10 protein-coding genes are annotated in these 14,688 nt (G+C 34.6%); all 10 read left to right on the forward strand.

Annotated features, from left to right (window positions below; translation table 11 throughout):
- Window positions 1–1,433 precede the first annotated feature (1,433 nt).
- The 10 genes from D1839_RS15180 to D1839_RS15225 all read left to right on the forward strand — a co-directional run bounded on the left by D1839_RS15180 (window position 1,434) and on the right by D1839_RS15225 (window position 14,550).
- The gene (locus D1839_RS15180) at window positions 1,434–2,834 is read left to right on the forward strand and encodes a PTS mannitol transporter subunit IICB (protein ID WP_120380745.1); all 1,401 of its coding nucleotides are present in this window, start codon (window positions 1,434–1,436) and stop codon (window positions 2,832–2,834) included.
- Window positions 2,835–2,889: 55 nt separating this feature from the next.
- A complete protein-coding gene (locus tag D1839_RS15185; protein WP_120380746.1) occupies window positions 2,890–4,998 on the forward strand; it encodes a BglG family transcription antiterminator in 2,109 nt (702 codons plus the stop codon).
- Between the two features lie 15 nt (window positions 4,999–5,013).
- Window positions 5,014–5,451 carry a PTS sugar transporter subunit IIA gene (locus D1839_RS15190; protein WP_120380747.1) on the forward strand — a complete coding sequence of 146 codons (438 nt, stop codon included), beginning with the start codon at window positions 5,014–5,016 and terminating at the stop codon, window positions 5,449–5,451.
- Window position 5,452: 1 nt separating this feature from the next.
- A complete protein-coding gene (locus D1839_RS15195) occupies window positions 5,453–6,637 on the forward strand; it encodes a mannitol-1-phosphate 5-dehydrogenase (protein WP_120380748.1) in 1,185 nt (394 codons plus the stop codon).
- Window positions 6,638–7,531: 894 nt separating this feature from the next.
- Window positions 7,532–9,154, forward strand: a complete 1,623-nt coding sequence (locus D1839_RS15200; RefSeq protein WP_120380749.1) for an extracellular solute-binding protein — start codon at window positions 7,532–7,534, stop codon at window positions 9,152–9,154.
- 376 nt (window positions 9,155–9,530) lie between these two features.
- Window positions 9,531–10,451 (forward strand): ABC transporter permease, encoded by a 921-nt coding sequence (locus D1839_RS15205; RefSeq protein ID WP_120380750.1) that lies wholly within the window; start codon window positions 9,531–9,533, stop codon window positions 10,449–10,451.
- Window positions 10,452–10,466: 15 nt separating this feature from the next.
- The gene (locus tag D1839_RS15210) at window positions 10,467–11,363 is read left to right on the forward strand and encodes a carbohydrate ABC transporter permease (protein WP_120380751.1); all 897 of its coding nucleotides are present in this window, start codon (window positions 10,467–10,469) and stop codon (window positions 11,361–11,363) included.
- Between the two features lie 218 nt (window positions 11,364–11,581).
- Complete coding sequence (locus tag D1839_RS15215) at window positions 11,582–12,199, forward strand: YesL family protein (protein WP_120380752.1); 618 nt, start codon at window positions 11,582–11,584, stop codon at window positions 12,197–12,199.
- 169 nt (window positions 12,200–12,368) lie between these two features.
- Window positions 12,369–13,466: an amidohydrolase/deacetylase family metallohydrolase gene (locus tag D1839_RS15220; RefSeq protein ID WP_120380753.1), complete on the forward strand. Its 1,098-nt coding sequence runs from the start codon at window positions 12,369–12,371 to the stop codon at window positions 13,464–13,466.
- A complete protein-coding gene (locus D1839_RS15225) occupies window positions 13,453–14,550 on the forward strand; it encodes a DgaE family pyridoxal phosphate-dependent ammonia lyase (protein WP_199690240.1) in 1,098 nt (365 codons plus the stop codon). The genes D1839_RS15220 and D1839_RS15225 overlap by 14 nt, the downstream gene beginning before the upstream one ends.
- The last annotated feature ends 138 nt before the right edge of the window (window positions 14,551–14,688 follow it).

The following is a 14,688-nucleotide window of genomic DNA, read 5'->3' on the forward strand; positions in this document are numbered from 1 at the left end:
TAACAGATATGTTTAACAAGTAACAAGAACTACGAGAAAAGGTATTCGGTTATTTACACAAAATTATTGACAGTCCCAAATAAAAAGCCTCTGAGGTAATAACCTCGGCGTCTTTAGTAATAATTATTTTTAAAAATACCTTCTAAGTTTAAAGAATGATTAAATGGAATATTTTCTCTTAAGCATGAAAGCTGATAGCTCCAACACTAATAAAATGAAATCGATAGTTACCAAATTGAAGTGTATGTGGGTGCACTTGGGAGCATTTCTTCACCATTACTTGATTCACTCGACTTAGTAGGAACATTTTTTGGTACTTCTGGTTAGTCAGACCCTCCGGCTGTGTCTTCGCTTCTCTATACATTAAGATATCTTAGGCATTTCGTCGTACTACTCCAGATTGCCCGAACAGTTATATTTTACGATAGAAATTAAAGTTAAATTTATCTAAATTAGGATATTTATAGATTAGATATGAGAAATAGTTTTTATGGTTTAGTTCATAATCTTCGTAAAATGGATATGTTTATAATTGAACCTTCCATTTTCGATTTTTTATCGTGGAGACCTCCCATGTCTCTTAGCATCTATATGCGCAAATTCCTTTGCTCTTTTGATCTGGTGAGCTGGGAATGGTTCTTAGGTGTTCTATTGCCTTAACGGATAAAATAAAGAACGGATTCTTCGTGCTAAATAACGTTAAGAACTTTTTTCTCTCTGATGATAACAGGAAACTTTCGTTGGCTTAGATTATAAAGTTCACAAAAATAAACGCTTGCCATGTACTATGAACAAGCTTGAAGTATTAGATAGTAGCATTGAACAACAATACTTAAATGTGCAGCCGTATTCTATAAACAACATTCATGGTATTTTTATATTTCGTATAGACACTTAAATACCTGGATTATCATGTTTTTTGATAACAAAACTATTCATCACAAGCGATTACATCAAGTTTAGTTTTAAACAAGAGAATGGTTAAATAGATCGAATTTGATAAAGGAAAAAACCCGAATTTATTCGTATTCTAACTGAAGAATTTCGAATCATAGTTCGGGTTACTTTTAATTCCATCCTGAATTAGTTTCCTCTTGAATTTATACCATCAAAGTCTTTTCTTTAAAAATGTCAAAAACATATCACGTCTCTACATAATACACATAAAAACAGGATACAACTAGATTGGTGAAGTGACAAAATGTATCATTTTAACATTTTTTTAAAGCAACATCATATAAAGTATAGCCCTTTTTATAAGTGAAATGTTCACCATTCATTTAATAATGTCAGTAATTTTATTGACAAAATAGTATTTGGATTAGATTGAGTATTATCTAGGAGCTATTTATACTTTAGTTAAGGGATTAATTCCGTAATGGCGCCATATAGATTAAAAAATACGATTACAAATATAAGGGAGAGAGCAGAAGATGACAAGCTTTCGTTTAAGCTTGCAGAGATTTGGAAGTTATCTTAGTGGTATGATAATGCCGAATATTGGTGCATTTATTGCTTGGGGAATCATTACAGCTCTATTTATTCCTGACGGTTGGATACCGAATGAAAATTTAGCTACATTAGTGGAGCCTATGATAAATTATCTGTTGCCACTATTAATCGGTTTTACAGGTGGGCGTATGGTATATGAATTACGCGGGGGAGTTGTTGGTGCAACAGCCACCATGGGCGTCATTGTCGGTGCAGATATACCTATGTTTCTCGGTGCGATGATAATGGGACCTTTTGCAGGCTATTTAATGAAGTTGATAGATAGAATGTTCGAGGGAAAGATCCGCTCAGGTTTTGAAATGCTATATAATAACTTCTCTGCGGGCATATTAGCTGCTATTTTAGCATCAGCAGCTAATATGGGAATTGGCCCCATCGTACAATATTTAAATAGACTATTAGCTAATGGTGTAGAAGTAATTATCAACGCTGGAATGTTACCACTTACTAATATGATTATAGAACCAGCAAAAATTCTGTTTTTAAATAACGCCATTAATCACGGCATTCTTAGTCCAATAGGTGTGGAACAAGCAGCGGAAACGGGAAAATCCATTTTATTCTTACTAGAGACAAACCCAGGTCCGGGTTTAGGCATTCTGTTAGCGTTTTCTATTTTTGGAAAAGGAACTTCAAGAAGTTCTGCACCAGGAGCAGTCATTATTCAGTTTTTAGGTGGAATACACGAAATTTATTTTCCATATGTACTAATGAAGCCTTTATTAATTATTGCTGTGATTTCTGGGGGGGTAAGTGGAGTTTTCTTCTTTAACTTATTTGATTCAGGTCTTATTGCTGCTGCGTCGCCAGGTAGTATTTTCGCTATTTTTGCTATGACAGCTCCAGGAAGTCATTTAGGAGTAATATTGGGGGTAATAATGGCGACACTTGTTTCATTTATAATTTCATCATTCATCATAAAAATGGATAAAAACGATCCTCTAGGTTTGGAAAAAGCACGTGAGAAAATGGGCAATATAAAAGGTAAGCCATCTTCCACTATACTGGCACAAAAAGGAGCTTATAATTATTCAAACAAAGAAATAAATAAAATCGTATTTGCTTGTGATGCTGGAATGGGTTCAAGCGCTATGGGGGCTAGCTTACTCAAAAAGAAATTTTCAGATGCTTCTATTGATATCGATGTAAAAAATACTGCTATTAATAACATTCCTAGCGATGCAAATATCATTATCACGCATAAAGATTTAACGGAGAGAGCAAACATAAAAAGGCCGGAAGCCGAACATATATCCGTAGATAACTTTTTGAATAGTCCAAAGTACGACGAATTAGTAAACCGTTTTATGGAAGAAAGCTAAAATAAACAAAATGGTAATATCTATTTTCATAGAAGTCTTTTAGGGGGGCTGTAAGGTGGTCGGGTTGTATCTTAATGCAAGAGAAAGAAAAATAATCGAGCTATTAAGGGAAGTAGATCATGCGATTACTACTGAAGAAATTGCTAAAAAGCTTCGTGTAAGTGAGCGCACCGTATACCGCGATCTGAAAGACTTGGATAGTACCTTAGCTAAATTTAATTTGCATATAAGAAGGAAAATAGGACAAGGTATTCAATTAATAGGAGATCATGCAGATTTGAAACATTTTGATCAATTGTATCAAGATCAAATGTTACATTACACACCCGAAGAAAGGCGAGCAATCATTTTTGCAAGTCTATTAAAAGCGAGTGATCCAATGAAGTTATATACCTTTTCGCACGAGTTGCACGTAACAATGGCAACGATAAGTTTTGACCTAAATATTATCGAGGAAGAATTAAGCTCATATAATCTTAAGCTAATTCGTAAGCGAGGGTATGGTATAGAGATTGTTGGTGAAGAAGTAGATAAACGAGCTGCAATTAGCTACTTAATTCAACAAAATGTAAACTTATTTAAATATGTTTCATTAATTAGAGATGATATATTTCCAGTTCAATCACAAAATATTATTTCTGATAAGTTGTTAGATTTTATTGATTCACAAAAGATAAACCTAATAAAAAAGTGCGTTCACGAAGCGAGAAAGTGTTTGCCATATAGATTAGCAGATAGCGCTTACGTTGGATTAATTGTACATCTAGCCTTAGCTATTGAGCGTTTACAACAAGGGGAGAATGTATCTTTTAACCAAATAAATAATTATCGAGATTTAGAAGAAACGAAAGAATTCTCTATTTCAAAGGATATCTTAAAGCAGATGGAGAAAACGCTTGAAATAGCCATACCTTATGAAGAAGTATACTATATCACGATGCACTTACTAGGTGCAAAGTTACGTTCTAAAGAACTGTATGTATTGGAAGAGGACAATTATAACTTACAGTTAAAGACGAAAAAGTTAATTTCTTATGTTGGCAAACATATAGAGGAGGATTTATTGAAATGTAGTTCCTTATTAAATGATTTAATGACGCACTTACGCCCGGCAATTCATCGCATTAAGCAGAATATGCAGATAAGGAACCCCCTGTTGCCAAAAATTAAAAAAGAGTATCAAAATCTTTTTATGATACTAAAAGAGGGGGTGAAAAAACTATTTCCAAAGCTAGATTTTCCAGAGGATGAAATCGGTTACCTTGTTCTGCACTTTGCTTCTGTTTTACTGTATGGAAAATTAAAGAATAATTTTACAGCTTTAGTTATATGTTCAAGTGGAATAGGGACAGCGAAAATGTTAGCGACAAACCTCATGCAAAAGGTTCCGGAAATAAAAAGTATAGATCATAAATCAATTTTTGAAATATCGAATCTTCATTTACAATCTTACGACATTATTGTTTCTACTATTCCTCTTAATAGAAGTGATATAGACTATGTTCTTACTTCACCTTTGTTAATGCAGGTTGAGGTGGATCGTATTAAGAAAAGACTTAGACATAGAAAAGTAACTATAGATAAGGTTGAGAAGGAAATAAATGATAATCGTGTTGAACCAGAAGAACTAGATTTTGTTATGGAACTGCACTCGAAAGCTATGTATTCAGAAGTTGTTTTAAATGTATTACAATCCTTTCATTTAAAAAAGAGTCGAGGTAAAAAAACACTAACGGAAATACTAAAGTCTGTTTGTTATAGGATAGAGCTAGAAGGAATTATTACAGATAAAGATATGATATACACTGAATTGATGGAACGATCCCAATTAAGCGGGTTAGGAATTCCAGATACGTCCTTGGCTTTGTTTCACACAAGGTCAAATAAAGTGAATAAAGAGGCTTTCTTTATTCAGCAACTATCATATCCCGTTTTATTAAAAGGTATGGATGGAAAAGAAATTGAAGTGACTAGAATTCTATTTATGTTAGCCCCTAAAGCAACTAATCAAGAGGTGTTAGAAATATTAAGTTACTTAAGCAGTCTTATAATTTTATATGGCAAAGAAAGTATTAGAGTATTTGAATCTGGAACAAAAGATGAAATAAGGCTGTATTTAATCCAACAATTCCAAACGTTATTGTTAGAAAAGAATAACATCTAAGGAGAGTATCATGTGATGACAAAAGAGGTTTTATCTACAAGAAATATTGACTTAAATGTATCTTTAGCTAATAAAGAAGAAGGTATTCGATATGTAGGCAATATTCTGGTTAAAAATGGATATGTCAAACATTCATATCTAGAGAAAATGTTACGCAGAGAAAACATTACCTCTACGTATATGGGGAATTATGTAGCTATTCCTCATGGAACAGAGGATGCGAGCGAAGATATTCTGTGCACGGGCATTTCTGTCGTAACTGTGCCTAAAGGATTAGACTATGGAAATGGTAATATAGTTAAAATATTGATTGGAATAGCTGGAAAAGGTGAGGGGCATCTGGCAACATTGTCCAAGATAGCTATTATTCTTTCTGATACAGATAACGTAAACAGACTGTTAAAAGAAACGTCAAAGGAAAAAGTAAGAAAGCTATTTAGCGAGGTGAATTAAAATGTTAGCAGTACATTTTGGAGCTGGAAATATAGGAAGAGGATTTATAGGTTCTTTGCTGTATCAAGCAGGTTTTTATACGGTTTTTGTTGATATTAACGAGGAAATAATAAAAGAGTTAAATAAAGAAAGACAGTATAAAGTTATTTTGGCAGCTGACGAAAAGGAATGTGTTCAAGTTAAGAATGTAAGTGGAATAAATAGTATAAAAGAACCTGATCGAGTTATTAGTAAAATTATAGATGCAGATATTATTACTACTGCAGTTGGCATCAATGTAATACCTCAGCTAGGAGAGTTGATTGCTAAAGGATTAATAAAGCGCATGACGCAAAATCATAAGCCATTAAATATAATTGCCTGTGAAAATGCTATAGGAGGAAGTACACAGTTAAAGGAGAACATTTTGCGTTATATACCTGCTGAAAAAATGGAATTATTTAAACGTATTTATGGTTTTCCAGATGCAGCTGTAGATCGTATTGTTCCAAATCAAACAAATCCAGCACTTTTAGATGTAGTAGTAGAAGAATATTATGAATGGATTATAGATAAAACAATGGTAGTAGGTAAACAGCCTCCAATATGGAATATTATTTATGTAAATGATTTAAAGCCGTATATTGAAAGGAAACTGTTCACAGTAAATACTGGGCATGTAGTTCCTGCTTACCTTGGCCAGTTCCTTGGCTATAACACTATTGAAGAGGCAATGAAGGATTCACTAGTACAAGAAACTATCTTAGGCGCTTTACGTGAATCTGGGGAAGCGTTAATAAGAAAGTACCAATTCAATAGGCAAGCTCACGAAAAATATATTCGCAATATTATAAAAAGATTTAATAATAAGTATATTTCTGATGAAGTAAATAGAGTAGGGCGATCTCCAATTCGCAAATTAAGTCGAAATGATAGATTAGTACGCCCATCGATTTTATATATGGAAGCCGTCGGCAAACCGCCAAAATATTTGGCTAAAACTATCGCAGCTGCTCTTACTTATAAAAATGCAGATGATGATGAAACAATACAACTGCAAAAGATGGTATTGGAACTAGGATATGAAAGAACTTTAAAAAAGATAGCAAATTTACCACAAGAACATTCGCTAATTAAAATGGTCTTAGAGGAGCTGAGAAATTTAAAAGAATTAGAAAAGTTTTTTTCCGAATGTAAGGTGGTGTAAGATTTTCACTTTGAGGAGCTCTGAATATAACAAGGGCTCCTCTTATTTAGTGTTGGAAGGGTATTAAAAGAAAGAATCGCAGTGGATTTGATACAGATCCAGAACAAGAGAGGGAGCGATAAGAAAGGTGACACGACATATTCGTAAAGGAGGGGAAGCAAAGCGAAAAACAGCACGACATGCTCGCACGAGCAGAAACAAGTTGGCTACTCCAGTTAACCATGCCAAAACCAAATAATATCACCTTTTACTTGATTAATTCGCCAATCACTTTGTCTAACCGCCCCTGCTTTCTCGCCCTGCGCCAGCCTCCCTAATTGATTAGGTAATACTTAACTTCGTGTGTATCTCCTTTCATTCGAACAAACAGACTGGTCTTACCCGCCTGTTTCTGTTGATTAAGGTCACATCCTCTGTTTATGAAGCTTCATGCTATGATAAGGTTGTTTTCCAAACATTATTTCTCATCGTAGAAGGGTATTTTTCATGAAGGACAAAGTAACTTACCTTTAGTTAAATAATGTTATAACATATTTCGGGAAATTATAACAAATATAATACCTAACGTAATGATTGCAAAAAATTTTTAATTATAATCAAATTTGTGAACCCTTCTTGGGAAGAGCCTGTTCTTTTAAATAAAATTATTGAGTATATTTTACATGCTGCCATAATTATTTTCCAGGTTAATCAGTTGTAACAAAACTAACTTATTAAAAGTATTAAACAATATAATGTTATATTGACTTATTGTTTAAAAAATGATATTATTTCAAAAATAACTTTTATAACAAGTTATTTTTATAGAAGAGGGTGATATATAGTTAAAAAACTGAAAATTTAGAACTGGTAGTTATTAACTGGGAAAATACAGATGAATAGGGAGGGATTTTCGTGAAGATTAGAAGAGGGATGTTTTTATGGGGAAGTTTTTTATTAGTAATGGTACTTTTTTTGACAGCATGTAATAAGGAAGAAGCAAAGTCTTCTAAAGATAAAAATAAGAGCGCAAACGATGTAAATGAATCAGGAATGCCAATTGTCGACGAAGAGTTAGAATTAGAATTCTTTGCTAATAAACCAGCACAAAATGAAGACAATGATTGGAATGACATACTTATTTGGAATCATTATAAAAATATGACAAATATTAATGTGAAATGGGATCAAATCAATCCAGAAGCGTTAGAAGAAAAGCGGAACCTTGCTTTAGGTGGAGGTGAATTACCAGACGCATTTTTCCTATCTCAATTACCGAATACAGATTTGTTACGCTACGGAGGGCAAAAAGTATTTTTACCGTTAAACGATCTAATTGAACAATATGCGCCCAATTTAACAAAGTTAATGCAAAATGACCCAAGTATTCGAAAAGCGATTACTTTTCCAGATGGAAACATTTATTCAATGCCAGCATTAATTGAAGAAGATTTCTTGTCGTTACGACTTAGCGCAAGACCTTGGATAAACGAAGATTGGTTGAGTGAGCTAAATATGGATATACCCGAAACAACAGACGAATTCTATGATTACCTAGCAGGTGTCAAAGAGTTAGATCCTGCTGGCGGCGGGAAGACAATACCGTACGGAGGAACTACGATACAAGAGCTTGTACAATGGTTATCAGGATCTTTTGGCGTTATGAACCACGGCCCGTCAAATGCGAATATTGATTTAAATCCGGATGATCAAAGTAGTGTTAGATTTTACGCTATTACAGATGGATATAAGGAAATGTTGACATATATTAACAAACTATATGAAGAAAAGTTGATCGATCAAAGCATCTTTTCAATTGAATGGGGACAGTTTTTGGCTAATGCCTCAGATAATTTATATGGGAGTATGATTTTTTACGATCCAATCGAACTATTCGGGGAAGAGATAGGCTCTCAATACAATAGTGTGGCTGCTTTAGAAGGACCAGATGGGTATCAAAAATATAATAAACTTTCTTCATCGGTTTGGGATACATCCAATTTAGTTATTACGAGTGAAAATCCAAATCCAGAAGCAACGGTAAGGTGGATGGACTATTTTTATAGTGATGAAGGAGCGCAATTATATTACATGGGAGTGGAAGGTGAAACATTTGAAGAGAAAGATGGAGCAATCACCTATATGGATCACATATTAAATCCTGAAGGCGATATGACGTTTGAACAAGCAATTTCCAAGCAGTTAACATGGCTAGGCTCTATTAACGGAATTATTAAGGCGGATTATTTCCAAGGTGGCGAGTCGGCACCACAATCCATGGAAGCCGCGGAAAAGATTGAACCTTATGTCCCTGAGGAGATTTGGCCTAGATTTACGTTTACGGAAGCTGAAAACAAGGTTCTTCAATCAGTTGGTGAAGATATTGGAAAATATGTGGAGGAGATGCGAGATAAGTTTATTTCCGGAGATGCAGATCTTTCTCAATGGGATGAATATGTGGAAACCATTGAAAGAATGGGATTGCAAGATGTTATAGAAGTTTATCAGAGTGCATTTGAGCGATATCAGGAGAGTTAAAGCAATTATCTGTAAGCGCTTAACTGATCTTTCCGCTAGCTAACAGCTGAAAATTGATACTGGACTTGACCTAAGGCTTAGTCTAAAGGGAAGATGGTAGATCACGGTAGCTACGGAGAAATCCATACCTGATAAAAGCATGGGAGTAAAGAAAAACAGATCAAGCTTATGAATATAAAACAACTACTCCCTTTGCTTTACTTTCAATATAGAGAAGCATGAAGTAGGCTTTATCGTGTAGGAAAAACGATAGCTTTTACTATACAGACTTATCAGAAAACCCAATTCCCTCAAAAGAAACAGCCTATATTTTGAATTGTCAGCAAATTGATCTATTAACTGGTTATCTATTCGAAAAGGAGGTTGAGATAAAACAATGGACCAGATGAAAAAAAGGTACCAAATTACAACTAATTTTAGAAGTAATTGGCAATTATATTTATTTCTATTACCCGTTTTAACATATTTTTTTGTTTTCCATTATATTCCCATGTATGGTGTGCAAATTGCCTTCAAAGATTATTTTGCAAATTTAGGGATGTTTGGAAGCCCTTGGGTAGGGTTCGAGCATTTTGTGCGGTTTTTTGAATCATATTACTTTTGGCGTTTATTAAAAAACACGATTATTTTAAATGCCTATAATTTATTGTTATTCCCTTTACCAATCATATTTGCTTTAATGTTAAATGAATTGCGGAACGGGACTTTTAAAAAATGGACGCAAACGCTAACATATGCACCACATTTTATTTCGGTTGTAGTCGTTGTAGGAATGCTAGTCGCATTCTTAGACCCAAATACAGGCATAATTAATCATGTACTTCGTTCATTTGGAATAGAACCAGTTTCGTTTTTAACAAGTCCTGAATGGTTCCGGCATATATACGTTTGGTCTGGGCAATGGCAATCATTAGGGTGGGGGACGATTATTTATTTAGCCGCTTTAGCGGGTGTGAATCCTGAATTACACGAAGCTGCTAAAGTAGATGGTGCCTCTAGATTTCAACGAATTTTACATATTAATATACCAAGCATATTACCAACCATCATCATCCTGTTTATTTTAAATATCGGCAATTTCATGCAAATTGGTTTTGAAAAAGTATTGCTGATGCAGAACAACCTTAACTCCGAGACATCTGATATTATTCAGACATTTGTATATGAAACGGGTTTGTTAGAAGGACAATATAGCTTTGCAGCTGCAATAGGATTATTTGAATCAGCTATTAATATCGTACTATTAATAACCGTTAACCATATTGCAAGAAAGGTTAGCAGTAATAGTTTATGGTAAGGAGGTATAACATATATGTCAAAATTTAGTTTATCTGATAAAGCGTTTGATCGTTTGAATTTTTTCCTTGTTTTAATGATAACTTTGATTATTATTTATCCGCTTATCTTCGTCATTAGTGCTTCTATTAGTGACCCGCATGCTGTAAACACAGGCAGGATGTGGTTGTGGCCCGTAGAAATAACGGTTGATGGGTTTATTCGCGTATTTCAAAATGAAGCGATTTGGGTTGGATATCGCAATACGATTATGTACACTGTGATTGGTGTATCCATTCATTTGACTATTTTATTACCTGCAGCTTATGCATTATCGCGTAAGGAGTTGATGGCAAAGAAAACCTTTTTATGGATCATTCTGTTTACTATGCTATTTAACGGCGGACTCATTCCGACTTATTTAGTAGTGAAGAACCTTGGCATGGTAAATACGATGTGGGCGATTGTTATTCCTGGTGTTATCGGAGCATGGTCAATATTGGTTGCCCGAACGTTTTTTCAGCAAACCATCCCTGATCAGCTCGTAGAAGCTTCTAAAATAGATGGAGCAAGTGATATTTATTTATTTTTTAAAGTTGTATTACCTCTATCCTTACCTATGATAGCAGTGATGGGTTTATTTCACGGGGTCGCTTTATGGAATCAATATTTTAACGCATTAATTTACTTATCTGATGAGCAATTGTTTCCATTACAACTGATATTAAGACAAATATTAATTCTTAATGAGACGAGCGCAGATAGCGCAGCTACAGCAGCGGGAGCAGCGCAATCATTTGCTGATCAGGTTAAAACAGCCTCTTTAGTAAAATATGCTGTCATTATTGTTTCATCTTTGCCGTTATTAATTGTTTATCCATTTTTACAACGGTTTTTTGTAAAAGGAGTACTGATCGGTTCGGTGAAAGAATAGTAGCTTAGTAGATGATGGTGGGTTACCTGAAATAGATGTATACCATGGGCTAACAACATGCTTTAAATGTATAGATTTGTTAACAACATAGCTTCATAATGTCATATTACGAAATGCTAGAATGTAATTGATTATGACCTGTCACATTACTAACGTATCTATGATAATTGCAATGAACAGTAGGAATTACATATTTAGATGAAAAAGGAGAGTCCATGATGCACACTTTTGTAAATGGGTATTATCGATTTTCTGTTTGGACAGTAAGGCTAGCATATTTAAACTTTTGTTGGATGTTCTTTACCATTTTAGGAATGGGGGTTTTTGGACTCATGCCAGCTACAAGTGCGATGTTTATGATTGTGCGTAAATGGATGCAAGGAGAAGAAGACATGCCAATTTTTCGGCTATTTTGGACGGCGTATCGAGAGAATTTTGTTAAAACGAATAGTATAGGCTTTGTATTTATATTTATAGGTTACTTTCTCGTAATCGAATTTAATATCTTACGGGCACAAGAAAGTTTTATTTATTATATCGTTAGCTATTCTGTACTAGGAACATTACTGTTGTATGCTGTCGTTTTACTTTATTTTTTTCCTGTATTTGTGCATTTTAATTTGAAATGGCTAGATTACTTAAAGTGGCCGTTTATAATTGGGATTTGTCATCCGATTTTAACCATTTTTCTTTTTGGGGTTCTCTCTGTTGTCCATTATTTCGTTTGGATAACTATACCTGCACTTTTGTTTTTCTTTGGTGGTAGTTTGACGGCTTTATTTGTCATGTGGGCTGCTTCACAATCATTTGCTAAATATGAAACTGTAAAAGCGTAAAACTAGAGCGAAATAAAGTCTCATCATTAAAAGAAAAGAATGCCGGATAATAGGAAGAAGGAAAAGCTGAAAACAGATATATGGATTTTTTGCAAAACTGAACATATTAAAATTATGACTGTGTCAACAGTTTTCCCTGTTTGCGCAGCCTGTTATTAGGAGTAAAAAAATGTTAAACATCAATGGAGTTTCTTTATTAAACAATAGAAAATGTAATATACAAATTATGGATGGATATATTCAATCTGTGACAGAACGAAGTTTCCGCAAAGGAGAGGTTATTTCAGTTCCTGAAGGAGTTTATGTTTCTCCTGGTTGGATTGATTTACATACACATGCTTACCCTTGCTTGGAACCATACTGTTCCCATCCAGATAAAATTGGCTATAAAACAGGAGTTACGACAGTAATAGATGCTGGTACATGTGGGGCAGACAATATTGAACATCTGTATGCGGTAGCAAAAGGTAGTAAAACAAGAGTATTTTCTTTTTTAAATATTGCTCAAACAGGCTTGAAGGTAAGTGATGAGCTAGTAGATTTAACAAATATTTCATGGGAGAAAATAAAGTACTCCTTCCAAGCTTATCCCGAGTTACTTGTAGGCTTAAAAGTGAGAATGAGTAAAAGTGTTGTCGGTGAAAATGGATTAGAACCATTAAAATTGGCAAGGAAATACGGAGATTTATTACAGAAGCCCTTGATGGTACATATCGGCAGTGCTCCCCCAAAAATAACGGATATACTAGATTTACTGGAGAAAGGAGATGTGATCACACATTGCTTTCATGCAAAGGAAGGAAATACTATCTTTAATCATCAACAAAAGATTCATCCATCTGTTTATCATGCGCTAAGGAGAGGTGTTTATCTAGATGTTGGTCATGGAACTTCTAGTTTTTCATTTCAAATTGCCAAGCAAGCGAAGAATCATCAGCTTCCATTTCATTCGATTAGTACTGATATTTATGAAAAAAATCGTCTAAATGGTCCTGTGTATGATATGGCTACAACATTAAATAAGTTCTTAGCATTAGGTTATAGTTTGGTAGATGTGATCAAAAAAGTCACAGAAATACCTGCGGCGATCCTTCATAAACCGGAGTTCGGAACATTAGATAAAGGAACAGTAGCAGATTTAACTTTTTTTACAGTCGAAAAGGAACAGCTTGTATTAGAAGATGCTTACGGAGAAACAGTCACAACTGTAAATCAAATTAAACCATACGCTGTTATGCTGGGAGGGGAATATATTGTGTGCAGCTGAGATGAAATTGAAACAAGTTATTAATGCTAGTGGCAGAATGAGTGTTTTAGGTGTATCTACTTTATCAGACACGGTTGTTAATGCAATGAAAGAAGGTGCACAACATTATTATGAAATGGCAGAACTAGAGCAGGAAGCCGGTAAATGGATAGCTAACTATATGGAGACAGAAGCAGCAATGGTGACTAATTCTGCCTCCTCGGCAATCGTATTAGCAGTAGCAGGGCTTATAACGAAAAACAACCCATATCAAGTAGAACATCGTTTAGAAAAAGATGAGTATGTAGCAAATGAAATCGTTATCATGATGGGGCATTTGGTTGATTACGGAGCGCCAATTCAAACGATGATTCAATTAGGAGGCGGGAAGCTTAAAGTAGTCGGCTATGCAAATGGTTGCTCATTAGCTCAAATTGAATCAGCAGTTACTGAAAGAACTTGTGGGATATTTTTTGTTCAGTCTCATCATTGTGTGCAGAAGAATACACCTTTGATGGAAGATGTCAGTAATATAGCCAAACGATTTCAGGTGCCATTCATTGTAGATGCAGCTGCAGAAGAATCGTTTTCACGTTATGCAAAACATGCTGATCTCTTTATTGTAAGTGGTTCAAAAGCAATCGCAGGACCAACCTCAGGTATCTTAGCTGGAAAAGAACTATATGTTTCGTATGCGATAAAACATCTTCGCGGAATTGGTAGAGCAATGAAAATTGGGAAGGAATCTATATTTGGCTTACTACAAGCATTGATAGAGTATAAGGAAATCAACGTAGAGTTAACTCGAAAAAATCAAATGGCGATTTTAGAAGGCTTACAATGTTTAAATGAACTACGTGGGATCACTGTAGCTATAAAGCAGGATGAGGCTGGAAGAGAAATCTATCGGGCACGAATTTATGTAGATGAGCAGTTAGTTACTCATTCAGCATCTTATCTTGCACAAGCGTTGAGGAAAGGGGAATTTGCAATCTATACTCGTGATTACCAAGTGAATAATGGCTATTTCGAAATAGATCCAAGACCGTTAGCAGAAGAAGATGTTCCAGTTATTATAGATAAATTCAAGCAGCTTCTGTCATAGTAAACGAGCAAACTTAGTAATCGCATATAAGAAGAAAAAATATTTAAGTTGGCCAGATTTATGACAAAGGAATTGCCATAAATTACTTACTATCTTTTTTCCTAGAATTCTAAATCGAGGGGCACGAATAGATGTAAA

This window comes from Roseburia sp. 1XD42-34 (genome assembly GCF_009917385.1).
Lineage (GTDB): Bacteria > Bacillota > Bacilli > Bacillales > Amphibacillaceae > Virgibacillus.

Coding starts and splice junctions, on each gene's coding strand:
- D1839_RS15180 (WP_120380745.1), top strand. CDS start 1,434: ATGACAAGCTTTCGTTTAAGCTTGCAGAGATTTGGAAGTTATCTTAGT.
- D1839_RS15190 (WP_120380747.1), top strand. CDS start 5,014: ATGACAAAAGAGGTTTTATCTACAAGAAATATTGACTTAAATGTATCT.
- D1839_RS15195 (WP_120380748.1), top strand. CDS start 5,453: ATGTTAGCAGTACATTTTGGAGCTGGAAATATAGGAAGAGGATTTATA.
- D1839_RS15205 (WP_120380750.1), top strand. CDS start 9,531: ATGGACCAGATGAAAAAAAGGTACCAAATTACAACTAATTTTAGAAGT.
- D1839_RS15210 (WP_120380751.1), top strand. CDS start 10,467: ATGTCAAAATTTAGTTTATCTGATAAAGCGTTTGATCGTTTGAATTTT.
- D1839_RS15215 (WP_120380752.1), top strand. CDS start 11,582: ATGCACACTTTTGTAAATGGGTATTATCGATTTTCTGTTTGGACAGTA.
- D1839_RS15220 (WP_120380753.1), top strand. CDS start 12,369: ATGTTAAACATCAATGGAGTTTCTTTATTAAACAATAGAAAATGTAAT.